The organism is Lentzea sp. NPDC060358 (assembly GCF_042725365.1).
In the GTDB taxonomy this organism is placed as follows: domain Bacteria; phylum Actinomycetota; class Actinomycetes; order Mycobacteriales; family Pseudonocardiaceae; genus Lentzea.
On record NZ_JBHXCW010000111.1, the window covers coordinates 1 to 24432 of the forward strand.

The window sequence follows — 24432 nt, forward strand, 5'->3', positions numbered from 1 at the left end:
GCGGTGGGGGGGCCCCCGGGGCGCGGCGCCCCCCCCCCCGGCGCCCCCCCCCGCCGGCGGGCCGCCCCCCCCACGGCTCCCAGAACCGATCGATCGGCCGCCGGGAACCGCATTCGTCCACAATGGATCACCCGGCCCGCTCGTGGCCCCGCTGCGCGGATCGCTAGCCTGCGTCGGGCGGGAGAACGCCTTGTTCTCCCGCCCCCGATGGAAGGATCTGCGATGGCACGGCTCGGCCGCTCCGACATCGACGTGTTCCCGCTGGTGCTCGGCGGCAACACGTTCGGCTGGACCAGCGACGAGGGGGAGTCGCACCGGGTGCTCGACGCGTTCGTCGCGGGCGGCGGCAACTTCATCGACACCGCGGACAGCTACACCGCGGCCGTTCCTGGCAACTCCGGCGGCGAGTCGGAGACGATCATCCGGTCGTGGCTCGCCACCCGCAGGAACCGCGACAGCCTGGTCATCGGCACCAAGGTGAGCCAGCACCCGGCGTTCAAGGGCCTCGCCGGCGACAACGTCCAAGCCGCCTTGGAGGCCTCGCTGGTCCGCCTGGGAGTCGACCACGTCGACGTCTACTACGCGCACTTCGACGACCCCAAGACGCCGCTGGCCGAGACCGCCGCCGCGTTCGACGCGCTGCACCGGGCGGGCAAGATCCGCCTGGTGGCCCTGTCGAACTACACCGCCCCGCGGATCAGGGAATGGCTCGACATCGCCCGCCGTGAGGGCTTCGCGGCACCGGCGGTCGTGCAGCCGGACTACAACCTCGTGACGCGGCACCGCTACGAGCGTGAGATCGCTCCCATCCTGGTGGAGGAGGGGATGGCGGCCGTGCCGTACTTCGCCCTGGCAAGCGGTTTCCTCACCGGCAAGTACCGCCAGGTCGGCCTGAGCGGCAAGGCCCGGACGTACTTCGAGCTGATCGGCGCGTTCCTGACCGGCAAGAACCGCAGCGACAGGCAGCAGTTCGGCGAGATCGTCCGCCGCGTCGTGACCAGCCGCTACTTCACCGAGGCCGGGCTCGCGGTGGTGCGCAAGGTCGAGGACATCGCGTCCGCCAGGGGAGCGGAGATGTCGACGGTGGCGATCGCCTGGCTGCGCGGCCGTCCCGGCGTCGTCGCCCCGATCGCGAGCGCCCGCACCGCCGAGCAACTCCCCGCGCTGCTGGCTTCGGCGACGTTCGAGCTCACCGCCGACGAGACGTCCGCATTGGACGAGGTGTCCGCTCGGGTGAAGTAGTGCCGGGTGTGCAACGAAGTTGACGCTGTTCGCGCGCCGCTGGCAGGGTCGGTCCCGGGGCGTCTCCGGAAGTGGGTTCCCACTGCGCCCCGGCGGCGAGCGAGAGGAAGTTCCGTGCAATCGAGAAACCGGGTATTCGCGCTCATCGCGGTCGCGCTGGCCACGGCCCTGTCCGGTGTGGTGCCGGCGGCCGCCACCACCGGCCGGACCGTGGAGGTCGCGGCACCGGCCGGCAGCGGTCTGCCGCCCTACGTCGCCATCGTCAAGCCGGTCACGGCGGAGCGGCTCGACTCCAGCTGGCGCGAGGGCTGTCCCGTCGGGCCCGGTCAACTGCGGCTGGTGAACCTGGGCTTCGTGGGCTTCGACGGTAGGGCGCACCGCGGTGAGCTGATCGTCCACGCCGACGTCGCGACCGAGGTCGCCCGCGTCTTCGCCGACCTGTACTTCGACCGGTTCCCCGTCGAGCGGATGGAGACCATCGAGAAGTACGACTCCGACGACGACGCGTCGATGGCGGCGAACAACACCTCGGCGTTCAACTGCAGGCCGATCACCGGCGGCACCGCCTGGTCCAACCACTCCTACGGACGGGCCATCGACATCAACACCGTGCAGAACCCCTACATCTCCGGCAGCGGCGCGGTCTACCCGCCCAACGGCGCGCCGTACGTCGACCGCACGCGGAACGCGCCCGGCATGATCCACGCCGGTGACGCCACCGAGCAGGCGTTCACCACGCGCGGCTGGACCTGGGGCGGGTTCTGGGAGACGCCGATCGACTACCAGCACTTCGAGAAGCCCTGACGCGAGAACTGTACTTGCGGGTACATTTCGCGCTGCCTGGCGTCGGCCGGGTGAACTTCCTCGACATCGGCATCCGCCGGGGACGGCCGGCCGAGGTGCCGGGGATGACGCGTTCGTCGAGCGCGTGCGGGACCTGACCGGCGGCCAGGGCGTGCACGCGGTGTTCGACGGCGCGGGCGACGACCGGGAAGCTGCTGCTGTTCCCGCAGGACCGGGTCGAGGGTGAGGACCGCCCCGAGCAACCGTCCGGCGAAACCACCCGAACGGCCTGAACCGCTCCGCTGCGCGCGCCCGTAGTCCGCGACGTGAAACCCGACGAAGGCCGCTCGGCGAGTGTGTGGTGGCGAGTGGCGGGAGTGCTGGCCCTCATCGCGCTGCTCGCCGGGGGCCTGTTCTACCTGGACTCGCTGGGGGCGCTGTCGAACCGGCTGGTGGTCATCGGCGTCCTCGTGGGGGCGCTCCTGCTGTGGGGCGCCGGCCTGCTCCCCGCCGCGCTGGCCGGCGGGGCCGCCGGCCTGGTCTGCAGCCTCGGGCTCACCACCGCGCCCCGCGTCGTCAACATCGTCGCCGCCGTCGCGGTGGCGGTGCTGGTCGACCTCCGGTTCCAGCTGACCTCCCGCCTCGGGAGAACGGCGTCGTGGCTGGCGCGGGAACCGCGTGCGCTGCCCCGGCACGGGCTCCGGGTTCCCGCCGTGCCGTGGCGCAAGGCGTTGCGCTCCGCCGCGAACGGGCCGGGTGCGGGGATCGGCCTGACCGCCGACGACCGCCAGACCCTGCTCCGGGAGGGGCAGATCCTGCTGAGCTTCGTCGCGGCGGCGCTCTACGGGACCTCGTGGCTCGCGGCGGAGTGGTTCTACGGCTCCCTGGGCGTGACCCCGGAGGAGGTCGGGCTGGGATCGGTGGACCTGCTGCTGATCTCCGGGGTCGCGGCGCTGGTGATCGCGCTGGTCGTGGTCGGCCTGGACGTGCTGTGGCGCAGGGTCCGGCACGCGGCGCTGCGGGTTCCCGCGTTCGGACTGCTCGGCGCGGCGGTGGCCGTCCTTCTCGCACCGTGGCCGGTCGCGGTCCTGTACGCCCTGCTCGGTGCCGGCGTGGCCGTGGTGAGCGCGTCGGACACCTCCGCGCCGGTGCGCCGCTCGGCGCGCTGGATCCCGCTGGCGGCCTCGGTCGTGGTGCTGGGACTCGGCGTGACCGCGTACTTCACGTCCGGCGCCACCAGGGAAAGCCTCGCCGCCGGACAGCCCGCCACGCCCGTGCTGATCACCTTCCTGGTCGCGGCCCTGTGGGCACCCACCGCGCAGGTCTGGCCGGTCGGCGACGCGGAGCTACCACCGGGGCTGGACAACGGCACCTGCGCGCACCGGCTGGGCAACGCCGACGGCGTGACCGTGTTCTTCCACGCCGGCAAGGTGTTCCGCCTGCCTGCGGAGAGCGTCCTGAGCCGCACCTGCGAGGCCCGATGACGGACGAGCGGAAGGAAGCCCCGGCCGCCGAGCCGCTGTCGCCGTGGGTGCTGCTGGGCTGGGTGTCCGCGCTGTCCGGCCCGATCGCCTACGCCATCGGCAGACTCGTCGCCGAGACGTTCTACGGCCGCTTCGGGGTGCTGCCCGGCGAAGTCGGCCTGAGCTACGGCGCACTGGTCGCACCGGCGCTGGTCGTCGTGGTGCTGACCGCGCTCCTCGGCACGCTGGTCATCAGGACCGGGCAGGCCGTCGTCGCGGTCGGCTTCGTCGGGCTGGCCACGGCGCTGGCCAAGCTCAACGACCTCGACCTGCGCGGCATCGTGTTCCTGGGCGCGGGCCTGGTCGTGCTCGGGATGCTGTGGCTGATCGGGCGCCTGACCACGGCGTACGGGCGGCCCTTCTGGGTCGCGTCGCTCTGCCTGCTGGTCCTCGCCGCCGGAGGGCTCGCCCTGCGCACCGCCGGTGGTGCGGCCGACCGGGTCTCACGCGGCGAAGAGGTCCGGCTCTCCCTGCTGGGACTGCCCCTGACCACGATCAAGGCCACCAGGGTCCGGCTGACCGGCGTGCAGACGCAGGCCGCGCTCCCGAAGGAGAAGTGCCTGGTGCTGCTCGGTTCCAGCGCGGGCGCCGCGGTGCTCGTCGACGGACCGGTGGTGTGGCGGGTGCCCACCGACTCCGCGATGACCTCCTCCGGCTGCTGATCCCGGGCCGGTGAGGACACCGTTGACAAACGGAGGTCATCTCCATATTTTCGGAAGTGGAGACAATCTCCAGTTGTGCGGAACCGCGCGAGGTGGTCGTGAAGATCCTGATGTTCGGCCGAGGCGTGATCGCCTCCATTTACGGCTGGGCCCTTCAGCAGGCGGGGCACGACGTCGAGTTCTACGTCAGGCCGGGTCGCGCTGCGGCGTACGGCGACTCCGTCGACCTCGACCTGGTCGATGCGCGGCGGCGGATCTGCGGGCACCGCGTCCGGCGGAAGTGGCCGGTGCGCCTGCGCGAGACGGTGCCGCCGGACCACGACTTCGACCTGATCGTGGTGAGCGTGCCGCACCACCGCCTGCCCGGGGCGACGGCTTTCCTGGCGCCACGGGTCGGCGGCGCCACGGTGCTGCTCTTCGGCAATCTCTGGACCGAGCCCGCTGTCGCCGCGGCGGCACTGCCCGCCGATCAGGTGGTGTGGGGAGCTCCCGCCGCAGGTGGCGGCTTCGGGGAAGACGGCGTTCTGCGAGGCACCCTGATGGGTTCCGTTCTGTTCGAAAAGTCGGAGAACCCGTTGTCCGAGCGAGAAAAAGCCGTGCGTCAGGTGTTCGTCGACGCCGGACTCCGGCTCCGTGAACACGCGGACTTCCGCGGCCTGCTGTGGCTGCACTTCGTGTCGGACGCCGGTCTGCACTCGCAGGGACTTCGGGTGGGGTCGCTGGCCGGGCTGGCGGGCAGAACCGGGGACATGCGGGAAGGGCTGCTGGCCGTCCGCGAACTCCTCCCGCTGCTCGAGGCGCGCGGTGTCGACCTGCGGCGGCATCGCGCCGCCCTGCTGCCGTTCCGCGCGGCCTGGCTGACCGCGCCCGTCCTCGCCTGGCTGACCGCTCACTTCACGCCGGCGCGCGTGAACTTCCAGGCCCACTCCGACCCCGGCGCCCTGGAACCGCGGGAGATCTGCCGGGACGCCTTGGCGGCGGCGAGGAAGTGGAACGTGCCGGTACCTCGGCTGGAGGCGGCGGAGCCGAGGTTCGCGCGCGAAGACGTGCACTGAACCGGAGGTCGTGAACGACGCTGCCGTTTGGGCCGAATGGTGCCTGGGTGCCGGGGACAGGCCCCTCTATGGTTCTGGGAGCGCTCCCAGAGCCTGGAGGGTTCTCGATGAGGAGAGTTCTGGCCGGTCTGCTGGTCACCTCGGTCGTGGCAGGGCTGCTGACGCACGGTCCCGCCGCGCTCGCCGCCGACCCGCCGGTGACGGTCGTGTCCAGCACGTTCGAGGACGACACGGTGCAGGGCTGGACCTCGCGCGGGGGAGAGACCACCGCGGTGAGCTCGGCCGTCGCGCACGGAGGCACCCGCAGCCTGCTCGTCTCCGGCCGGACCCAGTCCTGGGAGGGGCCGGTGCTCGGCCTGCTCGACGACGTCGAGAAGGGCGTGCGGTACAGCCTTTCGGCGTGGGTGCGGCTCGCGGACGGTGAGGCGCCGGCGCGGCTGCGGATGTCCGTCGAACGCCATGCCGACGGCGTCCCGTCCTACGAGGGCGTGTCCGGCGACACCCTCGTCACCGCCGACGGCTGGGTCAACCTCACCGGCGGCTACACGCTGGCGTCCGACGCCGACTTCCTCACCACCTACGTCGAGAGCTCCAGCCCCGCGACGTCGTTCCACCTGGACGACTTCGTCCTGTCCTACACGCCGCTTCCCCCGATCCAGACCGACATCCCCGCGCTGCGGGACGTGGTGCCGTTCCGGCACTTCGGGGTCGCGGCCGAACCCGCCCTGCTGTACGGGGAGCACGGCAGGCTGCTCGACCGGCACTTCAGCTCCATCACGCCGGGCAGTCAGCTGAAGTGGGACGCGACCGAACCCGCCGAGGGCGCGTTCCGGTTCACGGACGCGGACACGCTCGTCTCGTGGGCCAAGGCGCGAGGCAAGGCGATTCGCGGCCACACCCTCGTCTGGCACCAGCAGACTCCCGACTGGGTGTTCAAAGACGCCTCCGGTGCCGACATGACACCCACCGCGGAGAACAAAACGCTGCTGCTGCACCGCATCGAGACGCACATCCGTGCCGTGGTGGGCCGCTACCGCGACGACATCACCGCGTGGGACGTGGTGAACGAGGTCGTCGACGAAGCGCAACCGGACGGCCTGCGCCGCAGCAAGTGGTTCGAGATCGCGGGACTGGACTACATCCGCACGGCGTTCCGCGTGGCGCACGAGGTCGCACCGAACGCCCAGCTGGTCATCAACGACTACAACACGAACGTGCCCGAGAAACGGGACAGGTTGTACGACCTCGTGTCGCAGTTGCGCGCGGAGGGCGTTCCCGTCGACGCCGTCGGACACCAGATGCACGTCAACGTCGACTGGCCCTCGGCCGCCGAGGCGGAAGCGATGATCACCAAGTTCCTGCCCCTGGGCGTGGACCAGCAGATCACCGAGATGGACGTCTCGATCTACACCGGCAGCAGCCAGTCCTACCCGACCCCGCCCGCCGCTTCCCTGCTGGCACAGGCACAGCGCTACCGCGACCTGTTCGCCGTGTTCACCAGGTACGCGCACGCGATCAGCTCGGTGACCTTCTGGGGACTGGCCGACGACAGCACGTGGCTCGACACGTTTCCCGTGACCCGCAAGGACCACCCGCTGCTGTTCGACACCCGGCTGCGGGCCAAGGACGCCTACTGGGCGCTGGCGGACCCCACCCGGATCGGGACCGTTCTCCCCACGGCCACCTGCGAGATCGCCTACGAGAAAACGGCGCAGTGGCAGGGCGGGTTCCTCGGCTCGGTGCGGGTCACGAACTCCGCCACCACACCGCTCGACTCGTGGACCCTCGCCTGGTCCTACGCCAACGGCCAGCGCGTGACCCAGCTCTGGAACGGCTCCTACACCCAGGACGGCCCGGTCGTGACGGTGCGCGGTGCGCCGTGGAACTCGGCGATCCCGCCCGGCGAGTCCCGCTCGTTCGGCTTCCTGGCGGACTGGAGCGGTGCGAACGACCGGCCGGCGTCCTTCGTCCTGAACGGCGCGCCGTGCCGATGGGTGTGACGGTATCCCTCGCCGGGGCAGGTACCGCGCCCGGCGGGGACACATACTCGGTTGCATGAACGACACGGCACGGCTGGGCGACTTCCTCAGGACCCGGCGCTCCCAGCTCCGGCCCGAGGACGTCGGGGTGCCGACCTACGGCGAACGGCGGCGGGTGGCCGGTCTGCGGCGCGAGGAGCTCGCGCAGCTGGCCGGGGTGAGCAGCTCCTACTACACCCGGCTCGAGCAGGGGCACTCGTCCGGTGCGTCGGCCGAGGTGCTCGACGCGCTGGCGACCGCGTTGCGGCTGGACGACTCCGAACGCCGCCACCTGCACGCGTTGGCCAAGCCGCCCAGGCGCAACGCCCGGACGCGCCGGTCCGCACCCGAGAAGCTCTCGAAGGCGACGGCGCAACTGCTCGACGCGCTCGAGGCCGTTCCCGCGATCGTCCTCGGCCGCCGCAGCGACGTGCTGGCCTGGAACAGGCTCGGCCACGCGTTGTTCGCCGGGCACCTGCCCTTCGAGGCCGTCCGGGCGGAGGACCGTCCGAACATGGCCCGGCTGGTGTTCCTCGACGCGCACACCCGTGACCTGTACCCGGACTGGACCGCGAAGGCCCGGGCCGTCGTCGGCAACCTGCGCCTGCAGACGGGGGAGCACCCCGACGACGCCGCGCTGCACGAACTGGTCGGGCAGCTCAGCGCCAGGAGCCCGGAGTTCGCCTCGATGTGGGCGGACCACCGCGTCAAGGCGTGCGCCACCGCCGACTACGAGATGCGGCACCCGCTCGTCGGTCTCCTGACCGTCACGCAGCAGACCCTGAGCAGCGGGCCCGGCCCGAGCGTCGTGGTCGCCACCGCACCGGCCGGCTCGTCGTCGCACACCGCACTCGCCCTGCTCGCGCACGCCCTCGTGCCGAGCACGGCGGACGCGCCGGTGAACCGGACCACCTCCGGCTGATCCCGGCCCGCAGGAGCAAGCACACCCGAAGGGCGCGGCGCTGCCGCATGCCCGAAAACAGTGAGGAAAGCATGTCCAGCAAAGCACTCGGCAAGACGCTCGTCGCCGCGGTCCTCGCCGCGGCCTCCCTGGCCCCGCTCGGCGCCGCACCGGCCTCCGCCGTCACCGCCCCGCTGTGCGCGGCTCGCGTCGTCCAGCACTTCGACCTCCACAAAGGACAGACGCCCGAGAGCATCGTGCTCGCTCCCGACGGCACCGCGTACGTGACGTTCGCCAAGGCGCGGCAGGTCGCCGAGATCTCGCCCACCGGCGGGATCCGCGTCCTGGCCACGCTGCCGGCACCGGCGGACGGCGGCGTGCACACCCCCGCACTCGGGTTCCCGCTGACGGTCGGCATCGACCGCGCCGCCGACGGCACCCTGTACTTCGCCTACGCCACCGGCACCGCGGACCTCACCGGCGTGTGGAGCCTGCGTCCCGGCGGCACGCCCCGCCGCATCGCGTCCCTGCCGGCCGGCAGCCTCCCGAACGGCCTGGCGCTGGACGAGAAGAGCCGCACGCTCTACGTGGCGGACTCGACCGGAACCGTCTGGCGGGTGCCCGCCACCGGTTCCGGCGCCGCCACCGCCTGGTCGGCCGACCCGGCACTGGCCCCGGCGGGTTTCCTCGGCGCCAACGGCCTCAAGCTCCGCGGCGGAGCGGTGTGGGTGACCAACCTCGACCGCGGCACCGTCCTGCGCATTCCCGTTGTCGCCGGCGGAAAAGCGGGACCCGTCCAGGTCGTCGCCACCGGCCTCGAGGGCATCGACGACTTCGCGTTCACGGGCAGGGGCGACGAGATCATCGCCGCGCTCGACACCGTGAACCAGGTCGCGCTCGTCCAGCCCGGCGGCACGCACACCGTGGTCCTGTCCGCGGCCGACGGACTGCAGGGCCCGACCTCGATCGCCGTGCGCGGCCGCACCGTCCACGTGCCGAGCGCGGCCTACCTGACCGCGACCGACCCGAACCTGCTGCTGGCCCACCTCGGTCGCTGACGACCGGAAAACCCTTCGAGGGGAACAGATGAACGAGCTCCAGCTGGGCGATGTCACCATCACCAGGATCGAGGAGATGCACGGCCCGGTGATGCCCGCCGGGCACTTCTTCCCCGACCTGCCGGCAGCGGCGTGGGCGGAGCACCGCGCCGCCCTCGTCCCCGACCACTTCGACGACCGCGACGACATGGTCCAGGTGGCCATGCAGACCTGGCTGCTGCGCAGCGAGGGCGAGACGATCCTGATCGACACCGGCGTCGGCGACGACAAGTCGCGCCCGGCCGTCGAGGCCTGGGACCACCTCAGGACCGGCTACCTGGACAACCTCGCCGCCGCCGGAGTGCGGCCGGAGGACGTCGACCTGGTGGTCAACACCCACCTGCACGTCGACCACGTCGGCTGGAACACCCGCCTGGCCGACGGCGTCTGGGTCCCCACCTTCCCCAACGCCGTCTACCTGATGCCCAAGGCCGACTTCGAGTTCTGGCACCCGGCCCGCAACCCCGGCATCGCCGGCGGCGTCAACGAGAACGTCTTCGAGGACAGCGTGGCCCCCGTCCACGCGGCCGGCCAGGTCCACCTGTGGGAGGGCAGCCACCGGATCGACTCGAACCTGCGCTTGGAGGCCGCGCCGGGGCACACGCCGGGATCGAGCGTCGTCGTGCTGGAGTCCGGCGGCGACCGCGCCCTCTTCGCGGGCGACCTCGTGCACACCCCGCTCCAGGTGGCGCACCCCGACCACAACAGCTGCTTCTGCGAGGACCCGGAGCAGGCGCGCGCGACCCGGCGCCGGCTGCTGGGCTGGGCGGCGGACGCCACCGCCCTGGTGCTGCCCGCGCACTTCAGCGGCCACGGCGCACTGGAGGTCGCGCACCGGGGCAGCGGCTTCGAGATCACGAACTGGGCGCCTCTCGCGAGGCTGTGATCTCACGGCCCGGGCCGGCCTTTCCTGGACCTGTCGCAGGACGAGGTGGTGCACGGACGCGTGATGGACTACCTGCGGAAGTCGTCGGCGTGGCCGTCAGCCCACTGCGCGAAGGTGTGCGCCGGCGTTCCCGTGATCTTTTCGACGATGGCGGACGTCGTGGCGGGAACTCCGGAAGCGGCAGCCCACTGGCCCACGATCGCCTCGGCCACAGCGGGGTGCATGGTCCTGCCGATGTCCGCGCGGGCGATCTCCTCCGAGACGTGTTCGATCCGGATCGGGCGACCGATCGCCTCACCGATGTGTTCGACCTGGCGCTGAAGGGTCAACGACTCGGCTCCGTAGACGGTGTAAGCCTGATGCGAGTGACCCGGTTCGGTCAGGGCGGTCACCGCGAGCGCCGCGATGTCCTTCTCATGCACCGGCGCGGAGTGGGCCAGAGGGTGTGGCAGCCGCACGACGTCGTCGGTGCGGATGGAGTGGGCCCACCAGGTCCGGGTGTTGACGGCGAAGCTGCCCGGCCGGAGGAACGTCCAGTCCACACCGGACCGCTGGATCGTCTGCTCGATCGTGCGGTTCCGGACGGGGACGGGATGATCACCGTCGGCATCCAGCACCGACACCGACGAGAGCAGAACCACCTGCCGGACTCCTGCGGCGACGGCGGTGGCGATGACCTCGCCGATGTCGTACGGGCGCTGCGGGTCGAGCATGCCGTAGAGGAACATCCTGTCGGCACCGTCGAAGGCTGCGGGCAGCGTCTCGACGTGGTCCAGGTCGGCGCGAACGTGGTCAAACCCCGGCCTCGGATCCGTGGCCGGGGTTCTACCGACCGCCCTGACCTGCTCACCCGCGGCCAGCAGTCCGTCCACCACGTGACGTCCGACATTGCCCCGAGCTCCGAAAACCGTTACCGCCACGACAAGACCTCCTGTTGACCTTGAAGGTCCCGTGCCGCACTTCGTCACTCGACGGGACCTTTGTCCCATGACCGTAGCAGAGTGATGGGACAAAGGTCCCATCATCTTCGCTCGTCTTGATGACGTCCGGCTCGGGCGTGCTGGTCCGGCGGACTCAGGCGACGAAGAAGGAGAGTGCTTCGATCCTCTTGCCCTGGCCGGTGGTGCCGGCGAAGTTCGTCTCGCCGTTGTCGCCGCAGTACCAGCCTTGCCAGCCAACGTCCTGGACGTAGGCGTTGCCGCAGATCCTGCCCGTCTGCACCCCGAAGCCGACCGCTTCCAGACGCAGTCCCTGACCCGTGGACCCGACGACCAGGGCTCCGTAGTCACCGGCGCAGGTCCAGTCGGTGTCCCAGCCGCGGAGTTCGAGGTAGGCGGTGGCGCAGAAGCTGCTTCCGACCACCGACAGCGAGAGCGCTTCCATGCGGAGGCCCTGTCCCGGCAGCCCGACCGTCGCTACAGATCCGACGCCCGCGCACGACGCTTGCTGCCAGCCGATGGTCTGCATGTGCGCACTGGCGCAGACGACGGACGGCGACACCATCCGCGACCCGCCGAGGTACTCGGTCGGCGCGGGTGGGGCGGAGATGTGGTGAGCACCGGCCGATGCGCCGGGCGGTGCCGGAGACGTGTCCGCGCCGGCGGAGGCCGGTGAGAGCAGCGACAAGACGAGAGCGGCGACAGCCACACCTGCCCTCGGGAGCGAGCGGCCGAGGCAGGGCAGATGTATGCGCATGAAGTGACACCTCTTCGTATGGCAGCTACCGGGGAGGACGCATACGGGGCGCTCGCATGATCTCCGCCGCTCGAACTCGCTGAACGGCAATACTGCGCGCGGACAGAAACGGTGCGTCAGATGATGCCGTGGCGCAGCGCGTAGGCGACGGCGTGCGCCCTGTTGCGGAGTTCGAGCCTGCTCAGGAGGTTGTGCAGGATGTTCTTGACGGTGCGGTCCGAGTAGATCAGGCGTTCGGCTATCTCGGCTGTGTCGAGACCGTCGGCCAAGAGCCGGAGTACCTCTGTCTCTCGCGCGGACAGCCCGTGGAAGTTGAGGTCTCGTGGGCTGAGCGTGTTCTCGTGCAGGAGTTTGAGTCCTCGTAGGACGGCACCCAGGTGCTCGGCCGGGAGGTCACCCCGTCCTTCGCAGGCGTCGGAAATCGCCTGGACGAGCCGCGCCCTGCGGGTGGCTTCGCCGCGCGGCAGCAGCACGATCAGACCACGCTCGATGGCGGACCACAGCTCGGTCTGCCTCAGGTCGTCGGCGATGAGCACGAGGCGCGGACTCTTCACGTCGGACAGCAGTTCGACCAGATCCGCGTCATCGGGTACCACGACGGTGACCGCGGCCTCGCTGTCGTGGTCGACGAGCTCGATTCCCGATGCGGAGCGCAACAGCACGATCAGCCCGGTGTGGACGAGCGGGTCGGCGGTTCTGACCGCCACCCGGATACCGGTCCGGTGCGCCTGCCCGGTGGTGGCGGCACGGCGGGATCCGCCCTGCCAGGCGGTGTGCGAGGTCATGTCGACCATGACAGCAGTGATGAGGTCGGCACCACCAGCTGTACCGGGGGCAGGTTTGGGTCGGCGGAAAAGCTGCCGGTCGGGTTCGGCCGTCCACCAATTGACACACGCCGCGTCCCGGTCCGGCAGGACGCCAGCCGTTCTCGCGCGGGCCCGCGGAGAACAGGCCACCGAGCAGGTCGACCCGCTCGCGCCAGTCACGAGATCTCCACCCCGAACGGGGAAATCATGCCGGTGATCGCTGCTCGGCCTTCCTCAGCCGGGCACCGGGCCGTAGCGGGCGTACGGGGCGTTGGTCACGTGCGCCCAGAAGCGGTCCCCGTAGGACCAGTGCCACCATCGGGCGGGGTCGTTCACCAGTCCGGCGCTGGAGAGAGCGGAAGTCAGCAGCGCCCGGACCTTCTCCGGTGGCAGCGCAACCGGGTCCGCCCAGCAGTCCGGCAGCGGTGGCGCGTCCTGGTCCGGGCCTCCACCGGACAGAGTGAGGTCCACGGCGCCGCCGGTCCGGTGCGCGGTCTGCGCCGCACACGACGAGTCCGTCGCCCGATGACCGGCGACCAGGAACAGGCGGACGGCGCGGGGCAGCAGGCTCTGGGCGGTCACGAGCCGGTCGACCAGGCCGCGCCGCAGCAGGACGGTCCCGGCGACCCGCAACGGGGCGGACGTGCCGACGTCGACCAGTGCCTCGTCGTTGTCCCGGATCGGGAGCGGTGATTCCACGTCGGAAAGGTCGCTCGCGGTTCTGCAGAACCGCTGCAACCCGATTACAGCGGGGGATCGGTGAGTTCGTGGTACTCGCGCGCCCCGTAGATGCGGAAGATCTCGACGGCCTCGGCCAGCGCCGCCTTCGCCGCGGTCTCGTCGCCCCTGGCCCGTTCGAGCCGTGCGATGTCGCGCAGGGTGCGGGCCCCGCACAGCGCCACGTCCTGCGCGCGGAAGGCGCGCAACGCGCTCGTGAGCCACCGGCTCGCCTCGTCGAGCCTGCCCGCGGCCAGCTCCAGTTCGCCGAGGGTGCGCTGCACCATCGCCACGGACCAGTCGTCCCGCTCGGCCAGGTGGACCTCGAGCGCGGTCTCGAGCGGTTCCCTGGCCTCGGCGAGCCGGCCCATGCGGATGTGGGTCTTCGCCAGCCCGCGCAGGGAGAACGCGACCAGGCTGGCGTCACCGAGCCGGCGGAACAGGGCCAGCGCGGCGGTGAACGCCTGCTCGGCCTCGGCGAGCCGGCCGCGGGCGCGGTGGGCGAGACCGATGGTGCGCAACGTCAGCGCCTCGCCGCGTGCGCTGCCGGCCGCGCGGTAGGCCGCGAGTGCCTGCTCCAGCGAGGCGTCCGCGGCGTCGAAGTCGCCGCGTTCGAGCTGGACCGACCCCGTCAGCCGCCGGCAGTGCCCGGTGGCGTGGTCGTCGGCGAGACCGGTGCACAGAGCGGCGGCCTGCGCGAGGAAGTGCTCCGCCTCCGGCAGGTAGCCCAGGTCGCGGCAGGTCAGCCCGAGCGCGCTCAGCACGGCCGCCTCCCCGCGGGGGTCGCCCAGGCCGCGGAACCGGTCGAGGGTGTCGGTCAGGTGCCGGCGGGCCTCGGTGAACCGGTCCTGCTCGTAGAGGAGCTGGCCGAACTCGGCCAGCAGGACGGCCTCGCCGTGGTCGTTGCCGGCGGCGCGGGCGGCGGCCAGCGCGGCGCTGTGCGCGCGGTCCCAGAGGTCCTGCACGTTGCCGAGCGCGTAGGAGGACGTGCACAGCACCGACGCCACGGACACCGCCAGGTCGTCGAGACCCAGTTCGGCGGCCCGCTCCACGCCGAGCACCAGCGACGCCTGCTCGGTCTGCAGCCAGCCGCGCGGATCGGCGAGCGCCGTGCCGACCACCTCGGGGTCGACCTCGTCGCGGGTCGCCGGTCCGATCAGGGAGACCGCCCCGGAGTGCACGTTGTCGGCGACGTGCTCGCGCAGCAGGCCGAGCACCGCCGCCCAGCCCCCGACCACGCGCGCGGTCGAGGCCGCCAGGTCGGCCCGGGTCTCGTGCCGTTCCGCCTGCTCGCGGGCGTAGATGCGGACCAGGTCGTGCAACCGGTAGCGCACCTGCCCGTCGTCGTCGACGAACGTGTAGTCGACCAGGTGGGCGTCGACCAGCTGCTCGAGCACCTGCTCGGCCGCGCCGATCCCGACGCCGAGGGCGTGGGCCACCACCCACGACCGGAACTCGGCCAGGCCGAGGTGCCCGAGCCGGCGGATCGCCGTCTGCGCGGCCGGGGCGAGGCCGCGGAAGCTCAGCTCGATGCTCGCGCGGATCCGCTGGTCGCCGGCGGCGAGCTCGTCGAGGCGCCGCCGCTCGTCGGCGAGCCGGTCCGCGAGCAGCCGCGGTGTCCACTGCCGGCGGCTCGCGAGCCGCGCGCCGGCGATGCGGATCGCCAGCGGGAGGTTGCCGCAGCAGGCGGCGATGTCGGCGGCCGCACCGGGTGCGGCCGCGATCCGGCCGGGCCCGGCGACGCGGGCCAGCAGCGCGGTCGCCTCGGCGGGGGAGAGCATGTCCAGCTCGACGAAGTGCGCCCCGGCCAGGCCCGCCAGCCGGGTGCGCGAGGTCAGCAGCACCGAGCACGTGTCGGCACCGGGCAGCAGGGGACGGACCTGGTTCTCGTTCTCCGCGTCGTCGAGGACGACGAGCGTGCGGCGGCCCGACATCAGGGTGCGGTAGGCGTCCAAGCGCTCGTCCGCGCTGTCCGGGATCGCGCCGCGGTTGGGTTGCAGCGCCCGCAGGAAGCGGCCGAGCACCTCGGAGGGGGACGCGGCCGTGGTCGTGCCGCGCAGGTCGACGTGCAGCTGCCCGTCCGGGTAGGCGGCCGAGACCCGGTGCGCGACGTGGACGGCCAGCGCCGACTTGCCCACCCCGCCGGCGCCGAGCAGCACCGCGACCACCGGTCCGGGCCCGCTGCCGGTCAGCAGGCCGACCAGTTCGGCCACCACCTGCTCGCGACCGGTGAAGTCGGCCGCGTCGGGCGGGAGCTGTCTCGGGGCGGCCGATCGCGGCGGGACCACGGGGTCCGCCGGCGCGGTTCTCACCGGAACAGGTGCCGCCGGAACGGGTCTGGCCGGCGGTGGCGGGGTGGCGCGGGGGCCCAGCAGCGCGGGGTCCGACCGCAGGATGGCCTCGTGCAGCCGGGTCAGCTCGACCCCCGGCTCGATCCCCAGCTCCTCGACCAGCGCCTTGCGGCCCTGCCGGAACACGGCCAGCGCGTCGGAGCCCCGGCCCGCGCGGTAGAGGGCGAGCATCAGCTGGCCGCGAAACGACGCCTGGGTCGGGTGCTGCTCGACCAGCACGGTCAGCTCGCCGATCAGCTCGTCGGTGCGGCCGAGCTCCAGGTCCGCGGCGATGCGCAGGCCGATGACCGAGATCCGCTGCTCGTCCAGCCGCGCGGCCTCGGCCGACAGGACGCGGCTGCGCACACCGCCCAGCGCCGAGCCGCGCCACAGCGCCTCCGCGGCGCGGAAGGCGTTCGCGGCCTCGCGGTGCAGCCCGCCCGCGACCGCCGCCCGTCCCCGCGCCACGAACGCCTCGAACCGGTCGCGGTCGATGCTGTCGCGGGGGACCTGCGCCAGGTAGCCGGGAACCCTGGTGCGGATGAGACCCGTGTCGCCGATCGCCCGGCGCAGCGAGGAGACGTAGGTCTGGACGAGCGCCCGCGCCGTGGGCGGCGGGTCGTCGTCCCAGATGATGTCGACGAGCCGCTCCACCGGGATGACCTGCCCCGGCGCGAGCAGCAGCGCGGCCAGCAACGTGCGGATCTTCGTGCCGCCGAGGGCGAGCGCGCCGCGGCCGTCGTCGGCTTCGACCGGTCCCAGGAGCCGGAACTCCATCTGCGCCCCTCACTGACGTCGTCGCCCTCCCCAGGGTGAACAACGCAGGACGCGCCCCGATTGTTGCGGCCACCCGCTGCAAACCGGTTGGGGCCGCGTTTGCAGAGAAGCTGCAGGGCGGCGACCGAGGCTACGTCCGGATGAGGACCTTTCGCCCGACACCGACTCCCAGTGGGGACACCGCATGAACACCACGATCGCCCGGTTCACCTCCGGCCTCGCGCTCGCCCTGGCCGCCGCGACCGCCTTCGCCTTCCCCGGCGTCGCCGCGGCCTCCGCCGTCAACGGCCCGATCTCGCGCGACGAGGTCCTCGCCCGCGCGCAGCACTGGGTCGACCGGGGCCACACCTACGACCAGGGGGGCACCCGCGTCCCGGGGCCGGACGGGGGGCAGACCTACCGGCGGGACTGTTCGGGGCTCGTCTCGATGGCCTGGCACCTCGGCACGAGCCTGCTCACCAACGAGTTCCTCTCCAGAGCCAGGGCCGGCAACGGCATGCGCGTCATCGGCGTGGACGACCTGAAACCCGGCGATGCGATGGTCCGCGACAACGACGGCTACGGCGACGACGGCCACATGGAGCTGTTCGCGTTCTGGAAGAATCCGTCGAACCATCGTCAGGGCGCCTACGTCTACTCGTTCAACAAAAAGGGCGAGACGGTGCAGAACCCGTACCGCACCAACAACGTGGGCAAGCTCGGCTTCAACGAGTGGTCGGAAATCGACGACTACACGCCCATCAGGTACAACAACATCACCGGCGGCGGCGGGCCTTCGACGGCCAACGGGGTGGTGGCCGGCGACGTGACCGGCGACGGCCGCTCCGACCTCATCGCCCGCAGGCCGGACGGCACGCTGTGGCTCTACACCAACGGGGGCAGCGACACCGCGCCGTACGGCACGGGCACGCAGATCGGCGTCGCGTGGGAGCAGTTCGCCTGGTTCCTGGCCGGCGACGTGACCGGCGACAGGCGGGCGGACATCGTGGCGGCACGCCCGGACGGCACGTTGTGGCTGTACGTCAACGGGGGCAGCAACACGTCGCCGTACGGCACCGGTATCCAGATCGGTGTCTCGTGGGAGCAGTTCCGCAACGTCACCCTGGCCGACGTCACCGATGACGGCCGGGCGGACATCGTGGCGGCACGCCCGGACGGCACGTTGTGGCTGTACGTCAACGGCGGCAGCGACACCGCGCCGTACGGCACCGGTACCCAGATCGGTGTCTCGTGGGAGCAGTTCAGCTGGGTGCTGGGCGGCGACGTCACCGGTGACAGGCGGGCGGACATCGTGGCGGCACGCCCCGACGGCACGCTGTGGTTGTACGTCAACGGCGGCAGCGACACCTCGCCGTACGGCACCGGTACCCAGATCGGCGTGTCGTGGCAGCAGTTCGACCGCATCCAGGTGGGTGACGTGACCGGCGACGGCCGCGCCGACGTGACGGCGACCCGCCCGGACGGCACGTTGTGGCTGTACGTCAACGGGGGCAGCGACACCTCGCCGTACGGCACCGGCAGCCAGATCGGCAGCGGCTGGGAGGTCTTCGCCTAGCAGCGCCGGGTGGGTGGTTTCCGTCGGCTGGGGGTCGGCGGAAACCACCCGCTCGTGCGTGCGGGGACCTCGTCGGTGTGTCGCAGCTGTATCTGCCCACCGAAGTCGCCGCGCCGGTGATGTCGGTGCTCCTGCTGACGCTCGGCGTCTACGTCCTGGTCCGGTTCACGACCTTCGGCCGACACCAGCGAGTCCCTCGTGGCCGTCACCGCGGGCATCGGCTTCCTCATCGGCATCGGGTCCGAGGGCTTCAACTACTCGTGGGTGCTCGCCCTGCTCGCCGGCGGCATCATCGTCCTCACCAACACTCGCACCCTGTTGCGCAGCGACTGGATCAACGCCGACGGCCTGGGCGCGGTGCATCCCGCACTCCGTGCAAAGGACCCGTTGGTGTGCATGCTGTCGAACGCCGCCCCAGTGGCAAATGCCCAGGGCCGGGGCGAGCGTTACCGTGACCCCCACGACTTCTCGCAGCCGCAATCGCCGCCCTTTTTCCAGTCGTCGGCGAGGACCGTGACGCCGGTACGGGGTTCGTCTGCCTTGGTCGCAGTCGCGGCCGTCGAGCCGAGCGCAGCGGCGAGAACGCCCGCGCTCAGCAACGGAGCAGCGGCGAGCACGATCCGCAAGCTCTTGGTGGCAGTGAGCCTTGAGTTGGACAAAGTTGTTCCTCCACAACGAGAAATTGCTGTGCGGCCACACTAGTGATCTTCTTGGCCAGCTCGTCGTGATCGGACCGGAAGCAGCCCGAAAGGCACGAAGTCGAGGCCGAAAGGGCAGATGTTCAGACGGTGAGCGCACCAGAGATCCGTTCGGCCGTCACGTCACCTGCACGCCGGTAGGACCGGCGCCACATGAAACGATGGCGTGGCCCGTGCTGCGCTCGGCCACGCTGCTGAGCAGGTGTCCGAGCGGGGTCGCTCCGAAACAAACGCCTCTCGTCGCTGACCAGCACGTTCCGTCCGGTGTGAACACTTTCGGCGCGTATCGGCAAGTAGAGGGTGCAGAGGACTAGCGACCCGAGGAGCTCCATGTCGTCAGACGCGGAACTGATCGAAAGATCACTGCGCGGAGACAACGACGCCTTCGTAGAGGTGATCAGCCGCCACGAGAACGCGATCGGGAACTACCTGGCGCGCAGGGTGGGGCGGCAGGCCGCCGAGGACGTGCTCAGCGAGGTGTGGGTGGCGGCTTACGAGTCCCGTGCGAACTACGACAGGTCGTATCCCGTCGCCAGGCCGTGGTTGTTCGGGGTCGCGCTGAACAAGGTTCGGCGATACTGGACTTCCGAACCGGTTGCGGAAGCCGTGCCGGACTTCACCGACGCGAAGGAGTGGGACCCCTGGTCCGAGGTGGACGTCCGGGTGGACGCGCAGGCGTTGCTGCGCAGGGCGCTGGCCCGCCTCAAACCGGAGGAACGGGAGGTTCTGGGGCTGGTCGCCTGGGAGGACCTGACCGTCGCGGAGGCCGGCCGGGTGCTCGACATCCCGGCCGGCACGGCCCGTCGGCTGCTGCACCAGGCGCGCAAGGCGCTGCGTGCGGCTCCCGAGGTGGCCGCACTGCTGGAAGTCCCGACAACGTGAGAGACCGGCCCATGGACGAGATGGATCTGCTGGGAAAGCTCAGGGATGTGCCGTCCCCGAGCGCTGAAGCGTACGAGCGCGCTCGTGCGGCGTTGCGAACGGCGATGGCGGAACCCGCAGCCGCCGTGGTGCGGCCGAAGCGCTCGTTCACCTGGCTGAAAGCCGGGCTCAGCGCGGTCGGTGCCGCCGCAGTCGCCACGATAGTCGTGATGAGCACGACGAGCGGCACCATGCCGGCCGACCCCACCGACGCAGCGGCCCTGCAGGAGGTCGAGGAGTCGCCGCTGCTGAAACTGGCCTCCGACGTGAAGGCGGCCGCCCAGTCGGGTGATGCGTCGCTCGTGATCGGCTCGAAGCACACGCCGGATCTCCCGGCGAACCTCTTCTACAGCGTGTACTCCGACACCGGACAGGTCTTCAAAGGCGATTCCGAGACGACCTTGGCCGAGGCGGTCGCGAGAAACCAGGACGACGCCAGGGAGTTCGACCGCAAGATCGTGGCAGCTGCCCGCCTCGCGTCCACCGGCGAGGTGGAACAGGCCAAGACCGCCATGGTCGCCGCTCTGGACGGCAACCCGCTCGGTGCTGGTCTGGGGCCGATCGAGGCGGAGAGGGCCTGGGCCGAGGCCGAGAAGAGGCGACTCGACATCTACCCCAAGACCGGCAGGGAGGCGCCCGCTCCGATGCCCCGCCCCACGGGCAAGGAGCTCGAGAGCCGCATCAACAGCGTCCTGTGGCGCAACGCCACGGCCACGTTGTTCCTCGGCGCGACCAAGGCAGACGTCCGAGCGGGTGTGCTCAGGCTCTTCGAGGCCATGAAGGACGTCGTCGCCGTGAAGCAGAGCGAAGTCAACGGCCAGCGCGTTCTGACTCTCAGCGCTTCCTCGAAGTTCCTCGGCGGCGATTATTCGCACGTGGTCACCATCGACGCCGGCAACGGCCTTCCGATTCGCGACGAGTACTTTCCCGCGGAGAACGCACCGAACGCCAAGTACTCGGTGATCGAGTTCCGCTCGTCCCGAGTCGATCTCGCCGATGTGGCTGCCGGCAAGATCTGACTCCGTCGGCGAGCCGTGGACCAGCGTCTCGAAACGGCCTCGCCGATGTATCGCTGCTGTACCGGGGAGTCCGACCCTGCGGGGATGAACAGAACCGCCAGAACGGCCTTGTACGCCGTGTCGGGAGGGGCGCTGTCCGCGCTGTTCACCCTCGCCGGGACCAACGAGGCGGAGGCGGCACCGCCACCTCCGCCCAAACCCGCTCCTTCGCCCGCGCATGGGATCGAGGAGAAGAAGATCGCGCAGAGGCAGCGGGCTGCGGCGCCGAAGCCTCCGGCGCCTGCGAAGCCGAAGCCGAAGCCGTCTCCCGCGCATGGGACCGAGGAGAAGAAGATCGCGCAGAGGCAGCAGGCTGCTGCGCCGAAGCCTCCGGCACCAGCCAAACCGAAGCCGAAGCCGTCTCCCGCGCACGGCACCGAAGAGAAGAAGATCGCGCAGAAGCAGAAGCAGACCGCGCCGGCCACCCAGCAGGCGCGCCCCTCGCCGCCGCGTCCCAGGGAACTGCCGCAGTCCCTGCGGATCGCCGAGCAGGCGGCGGAGCGGCAGGCGAAGTCCGAACGGCAGTTCGCCGCACAACGCCAGCCCGCCAAGACCGACGACGTGGTGCAGCGCACGGCGGCTGCTCGCCGCGACTACGCGGCATCCCAGCAGGGTGGCGCTCCAGGCACGGGGCTGCGGCGGCAGGCATCCCAGGCGCGGGACGAGGCCAACCGCCTCGCCGGGGTGCGCGACCGGAACCGGAGCACGTCGCTGTTCGACCAGGAGCGGAACCGCAAGCTGGCCGCCGAGGCCGACGCGAGGGCCGACGCCCTGGAAAGCAGGGTCTTCCAGGACCACGTCAAGGCCCAGCTCACCAAGAACGCGCGGCAGAACGCAGCCGGGAGGAACGTGTTGCTCGGGCAGGCGCCGGCCGCACCGCCGGTCTCCCGGCCGGGCAAGGGGCTTCCACAGTCGGTGCGGCTCGCCGAGTCGGGCGCGGAGCGGCAGGCCGAGACCGAGCGGCAGTTTCGCCTGCACCGGCTGACGAGCAAGGTGGACAACCCCGTTCCGACCGACGACGTGCTGCAACGCACGGCGCCTGCTCGGCGTGACTACGCGGCGTCCCAGCAGGGCGGTGCGCCCGGCAGCGGGTTGCCGCGGCAGTCCGATCAGGCACGGGACGAGGCGAACCGCCTCGCCGCCCTGCGCGACCGGAACCGCACCGCGCCGCCGGCCGAACAGGAGCGACTCCGCCGGCTCGCCGCAGAGGCCGAGGCGGAGGCAGTCGCCCTGGAAAGCCGGGAGATCGTTCAGCGGAACCGCCGCGAGCGGGCCGAGGCCGAGCGTGTCCAACGCGAGCACCAGGACCGGTTGCGCCGCGAAGCGGAGAACCGCAACCGGCCGCCCCAGTCGGTGGGGGTGTGCCTCAACGGGTCCGCGACCTTCGTGGCCTCGGCCAAGGGCGGCGGCTGCCTCGTCTTCGACAGCAAGGGCTTCGGGTACAGCTACCAGGAGACCCTCGGCGTCGAGACCGGTCTCGGTCTCAGCGGCAGCGCGACCGTGCAGGCGTCCTCCGCGACCATCGAGAACCTGAACGGCCCCAGCGTGGTCGCGGGTGCGTCGGGAGTCGTCGGAGTCGGCGCCGAAGGATCGCTCGGCGTGAGCACCGACGGCAGCAACAACTGGACCGCCTCGGCCGGCCCCGCGGTCGGCGGGGAAGCGAGCGTCGGAGTCGGCGGGCAGGTCACGAACGCCGCGCGACTGGGGGACTGGACGGACCTCTTGTCCGTGCTGACCGGGCCGATGCCCTTCAGGTGACCGGTGTGAGGGGCACTGCCGCTGGTGCCCCTCACACGGCGGTGAGTCCCCGCAAAGCCGGCGCCGTGACCAAGTGCTCCAAGAGGTCGTAGGAGTCCGGCCTCATCTCCCCGAGACGCGCGGCGAACTGCACCGGAGTCCACTGTGGACGCGCCAGGAACAGGGCCGCGGCCGCCCGCACGGCGAGGGGCAGACCGCCGGTGCGCCGAACCACCTCCCGCACCACGTCGGCGGGTGCCCCCGTGCTGGAGCGGAACAGGTCGGCGGTCTGCGCCGCGGGCAGCGGCAGCAGCCTCATCGGCTCGATCGCGTCCAGGTGCAGCACGCGGGTGCACGCGGTGACCACGACCATGCAGCCGGCGCTGCCGGGCAGCAGCGGGCGGACCTGGTCGCTGCTCGACGCGTCGTCCAGGACCAGCAGCACCCGTCGTCCGGCCAGGTGCGCGCGCCAGACCGCTGCGCGTTCCCCGATGGTCTCGGGGATGTCGCGCACACCCGCGGCGCGCAACAGCCGTGCCAGCAGCACGTTCGCACTGAGCGGATCGCCGTCGGGCGCGAGGTCCACGAACAGCCGGCCGTCCGGGAACTCCCCGGCGATCCGGTGGGCGGCGTGCACCGCGAGGGCGGTCTTCCCGACGCCCGGCACACCGTCGACGACGACCACCGGCACGCCGGTCGCGGCCGACCGGCTCAGCTCGGTCAGCCGCGCGACCTCGCGGGAGCGGCCGGTGAAGTCCGGCACGTCCCGGGGCAGGTCGCACCGGCCGCGCCGGGCGGCGGGTTCCGCGAGGGCGTGCCGGTGGGCCTCCGCGAGCGCCCGGCCGGGGTCGACCCCCAGCTCGTCCACGAGCACGCGCCGCGCCTCGTCGTAGGTCGCCAGCGCCTCGCTGCGGCGGCCCGCCCGGACCAGGGCCAGCACCAGCCGCGCCCACGGCCCTTCGCGCAACGGGTCCGCGGCGGTCAGGTCGCGCAGCAGGGCGATCGCCTCGCGGTGGCGCCGTGCGGCGGTCAGCGCGTCGGCCAGGGTCTCGCGGACCTCCCAGCGCAGCTCCTCCAGTTCCGCCACCACCGGTGCCACGACCTCGTCCGGCAGGTCGGCGAACGGCGTGCCGCGCCACAGCTCCTCCGCGGCCTCCAGGTGGCGCACCGCGCTCTCCGCGTCCCCTCGCGCCATCGCGGTCCGCCCCTGCGCGGTGTGCTGCCGGAAGCACTCGACGTCCACGTCACCGGGTTCCGCGCACAACCGGTACGCACCCGCACGGGCCTCGATCCTCGGACCGTCGCCGTGCGGCGCGAGCAGGTCGTGGCGGATCTGCCAGACGTAGCTCTTGATGTTCGACAGCGCCGACCGCGGCGGCACCCGGCCCGGCCAGATCGCCGCGGCCAGCCGGTCGCGGTCCACCCAGTCGCCCCGGCTCACCAGCAGCCGCGCCAGCAGCGCGGCGGGCTTGCGCGCGACCCGCCGGGGCCCGTCCTCGCCCGGCACCCGCATCTCCGTCGTCCCCAGCACGCGGAACAGCACCGCCGCACCTCCGTTCTCCTCTGCCGTCACGGTTCGCACCGTCGCAGGGGGAACATGAGGATTCGATGACACGGTGCCTCAGGTCCTGCAGGTCGCCCCGCGGACGGGTTTGGGCGGGCTCTCCAGCACACGCGTCCCGTCGGTGGCCTGGACGAGGAAGCAGTACCGGGTCGCACCGTCCACCGGGACGCGCATCGAGCGGCTGCGGACCATGAGGACCTGCGGTTTCTGGTTCTCCGCCGCCACGACGACGGCGAAGGTGAAGCCGTCCGGGGCCTGCCAGGCCAGGTCGACGTGAACCCCGCCGTCGACCGGATCGGCCAGCACGAGCGCGACCGGCGGGGCCGCCGAGCTCGTCGCGCTCGTGGGCGTGGACGCGCTCGTCGTCGTGGACGCCGCCGACCGCGGGACGGCCGGCTGGTCGTGGA

20 protein-coding genes and 1 pseudogene are annotated in these 24432 nt (G+C 71.7%); 14 read left to right on the plus strand and 7 right to left on the minus strand.

From position 1 onward, the window contains the following. Positions 1-222: 222 nt before the first annotated feature. From ACFWGZ_RS22900 to ACFWGZ_RS22940, 9 genes are all read left to right on the plus strand, one after another. Entirely contained in the window at positions 223-1242 is a 1020-nt protein-coding gene (locus ACFWGZ_RS22900; protein ID WP_382453594.1) for an aldo/keto reductase, read from the plus strand. 114 nt (positions 1243-1356) lie between these two features. After that, complete coding sequence (locus tag ACFWGZ_RS22905; protein WP_382453595.1) at positions 1357-2046, plus strand: M15 family metallopeptidase; 690 nt, start codon at positions 1357-1359, stop codon at positions 2044-2046. Positions 2047-2393: 347 nt separating this feature from the next. Then, positions 2394-3509, plus strand: a complete 1116-nt coding sequence (locus ACFWGZ_RS22910; RefSeq protein ID WP_382453596.1) for a hypothetical protein — start codon at positions 2394-2396, stop codon at positions 3507-3509. Further along, positions 3506-4210 (plus strand): hypothetical protein, encoded by a 705-nt coding sequence (locus tag ACFWGZ_RS22915; protein WP_382453597.1) that lies wholly within the window; start codon positions 3506-3508, stop codon positions 4208-4210. Before ACFWGZ_RS22910 ends, ACFWGZ_RS22915 begins: the two co-directional genes overlap by 4 nt. 98 nt (positions 4211-4308) lie before the next feature. Further along, positions 4309-5265 carry a ketopantoate reductase family protein gene (locus ACFWGZ_RS22920; RefSeq protein ID WP_382453613.1) on the plus strand — a complete coding sequence of 319 codons (957 nt, stop codon included), beginning with the start codon at positions 4309-4311 and terminating at the stop codon, positions 5263-5265. 107 nt (positions 5266-5372) lie between these two features. Further along, positions 5373-7265, plus strand: coding sequence for an endo-1,4-beta-xylanase (locus tag ACFWGZ_RS22925; RefSeq protein WP_382453598.1), 1893 nt, complete (start codon positions 5373-5375; stop codon positions 7263-7265). 55 nt (positions 7266-7320) lie between these two features. Beyond that, entirely contained in the window at positions 7321-8205 is an 885-nt protein-coding gene (locus ACFWGZ_RS22930; protein ID WP_382453599.1) for a helix-turn-helix domain-containing protein, read from the plus strand. Positions 8206-8276: 71 nt separating this feature from the next. After that, positions 8277-9242, plus strand: a complete 966-nt coding sequence (locus tag ACFWGZ_RS22935) for a hypothetical protein (RefSeq protein ID WP_382453600.1) — start codon at positions 8277-8279, stop codon at positions 9240-9242. Positions 9243-9270: 28 nt separating this feature from the next. Then, positions 9271-10167, plus strand: coding sequence for an MBL fold metallo-hydrolase (locus ACFWGZ_RS22940; RefSeq protein ID WP_382453601.1), 897 nt, complete (start codon positions 9271-9273; stop codon positions 10165-10167). A gap of 68 nt (positions 10168-10235) precedes the next feature. On the opposite strand, the gene ACFWGZ_RS22945 is transcribed toward ACFWGZ_RS22940, so the two are convergent. From ACFWGZ_RS22945 to ACFWGZ_RS22965, 5 genes are all read right to left on the minus strand, one after another. Beyond that, positions 10236-11135: an NAD(P)H-binding protein gene (locus ACFWGZ_RS22945; RefSeq protein WP_382453602.1), complete on the minus strand. Its 900-nt coding sequence runs from the start codon at positions 11133-11135 to the stop codon at positions 10236-10238. A 106-nt stretch (positions 11136-11241) separates the two neighbouring features. Further along, a complete protein-coding gene (locus ACFWGZ_RS22950; protein ID WP_382453603.1) occupies positions 11242-11862 on the minus strand; it encodes a hypothetical protein in 621 nt (206 codons plus the stop codon). Between the two features lie 116 nt (positions 11863-11978). Further along, the gene (locus ACFWGZ_RS22955; protein ID WP_382453604.1) at positions 11979-12848 is read right to left on the minus strand and encodes a response regulator transcription factor; all 870 of its coding nucleotides are present in this window, start codon (positions 12846-12848) and stop codon (positions 11979-11981) included. Between the two features lie 54 nt (positions 12849-12902). After that, positions 12903-13367 carry a hypothetical protein gene (locus ACFWGZ_RS22960; RefSeq protein ID WP_382453605.1) on the minus strand — a complete coding sequence of 155 codons (465 nt, stop codon included), beginning with the start codon at positions 13365-13367 and terminating at the stop codon, positions 12903-12905. Between the two features lie 44 nt (positions 13368-13411). Next, entirely contained in the window at positions 13412-16492 is a 3081-nt protein-coding gene (locus ACFWGZ_RS22965) for a BTAD domain-containing putative transcriptional regulator (protein ID WP_382453606.1), read from the minus strand. Between the two features lie 184 nt (positions 16493-16676). On the opposite strand from ACFWGZ_RS22965, the gene ACFWGZ_RS22970 reads away from it, so the two are divergent. The 5 genes from ACFWGZ_RS22970 to ACFWGZ_RS22990 all read left to right on the plus strand — a co-directional run bounded on the left by ACFWGZ_RS22970 (position 16677) and on the right by ACFWGZ_RS22990 (position 22482). Then, positions 16677-18047 (plus strand): FG-GAP-like repeat-containing protein, encoded by a 1371-nt coding sequence (locus ACFWGZ_RS22970; protein ID WP_382453607.1) that lies wholly within the window; start codon positions 16677-16679, stop codon positions 18045-18047. Between the two features lie 198 nt (positions 18048-18245). Beyond that, entirely contained in the window at positions 18246-18749 is a 504-nt protein-coding gene (locus ACFWGZ_RS22975) for a hypothetical protein (RefSeq protein ID WP_382453608.1), read from the plus strand. Positions 18750-19075: 326 nt separating this feature from the next. Beyond that, on the plus strand, positions 19076-19627 hold the full coding sequence (locus ACFWGZ_RS22980; protein ID WP_382453609.1) for an RNA polymerase sigma factor: 552 nt from the start codon (positions 19076-19078) through the stop codon (positions 19625-19627). Between the two features lie 104 nt (positions 19628-19731). After that, a complete protein-coding gene (locus ACFWGZ_RS22985; RefSeq protein WP_382453610.1) occupies positions 19732-20685 on the plus strand; it encodes a hypothetical protein in 954 nt (317 codons plus the stop codon). Positions 20686-20769: 84 nt separating this feature from the next. After that, a complete protein-coding gene (locus ACFWGZ_RS22990) occupies positions 20770-22482 on the plus strand; it encodes a hypothetical protein (protein WP_382453611.1) in 1713 nt (570 codons plus the stop codon). 31 nt (positions 22483-22513) lie between these two features. Here the strand turns inward: ACFWGZ_RS22990 and ACFWGZ_RS22995 are convergent, their stop codons facing one another. Both ACFWGZ_RS22995 and ACFWGZ_RS23000 read right to left on the minus strand, forming a co-directional pair. Beyond that, complete coding sequence (locus ACFWGZ_RS22995) at positions 22514-24034, minus strand: BTAD domain-containing putative transcriptional regulator (RefSeq protein WP_382453612.1); 1521 nt, start codon at positions 24032-24034, stop codon at positions 22514-22516. Between the two features lie 48 nt (positions 24035-24082). Then, positions 24083-24432 (minus strand): annotated as a pseudogene (locus ACFWGZ_RS23000) (serine/threonine protein kinase); the annotation flags it as partial.

Excerpts from the sequence above, each read along its gene's own strand:
- ACFWGZ_RS22900 (WP_382453594.1), top strand. The coding sequence starts at position 223 with ATGGCACGGCTCGGCCGCTCCGACATCGACGTGTTCCCGCTGGTGCTC.
- ACFWGZ_RS22915 (WP_382453597.1), top strand. The coding sequence starts at position 3,506 with ATGACGGACGAGCGGAAGGAAGCCCCGGCCGCCGAGCCGCTGTCGCCG.
- ACFWGZ_RS22925 (WP_382453598.1), top strand. The coding sequence starts at position 5,373 with ATGAGGAGAGTTCTGGCCGGTCTGCTGGTCACCTCGGTCGTGGCAGGG.
- ACFWGZ_RS22930 (WP_382453599.1), top strand. The coding sequence starts at position 7,321 with ATGAACGACACGGCACGGCTGGGCGACTTCCTCAGGACCCGGCGCTCC.
- ACFWGZ_RS22935 (WP_382453600.1), top strand. The coding sequence starts at position 8,277 with ATGTCCAGCAAAGCACTCGGCAAGACGCTCGTCGCCGCGGTCCTCGCC.
- ACFWGZ_RS22940 (WP_382453601.1), top strand. The coding sequence starts at position 9,271 with ATGAACGAGCTCCAGCTGGGCGATGTCACCATCACCAGGATCGAGGAG.
- ACFWGZ_RS22950 (WP_382453603.1), bottom strand. The coding sequence starts at position 11,862 with ATGCGCATACATCTGCCCTGCCTCGGCCGCTCGCTCCCGAGGGCAGGT.
- ACFWGZ_RS22965 (WP_382453606.1), bottom strand. The coding sequence starts at position 16,492 with ATGGAGTTCCGGCTCCTGGGACCGGTCGAAGCCGACGACGGCCGCGGC.
- ACFWGZ_RS22970 (WP_382453607.1), top strand. The coding sequence starts at position 16,677 with ATGAACACCACGATCGCCCGGTTCACCTCCGGCCTCGCGCTCGCCCTG.
- ACFWGZ_RS22980 (WP_382453609.1), top strand. The coding sequence starts at position 19,076 with ATGTCGTCAGACGCGGAACTGATCGAAAGATCACTGCGCGGAGACAAC.
- ACFWGZ_RS22985 (WP_382453610.1), top strand. The coding sequence starts at position 19,732 with ATGGCGGAACCCGCAGCCGCCGTGGTGCGGCCGAAGCGCTCGTTCACC.
- ACFWGZ_RS22990 (WP_382453611.1), top strand. The coding sequence starts at position 20,770 with ATGAACAGAACCGCCAGAACGGCCTTGTACGCCGTGTCGGGAGGGGCG.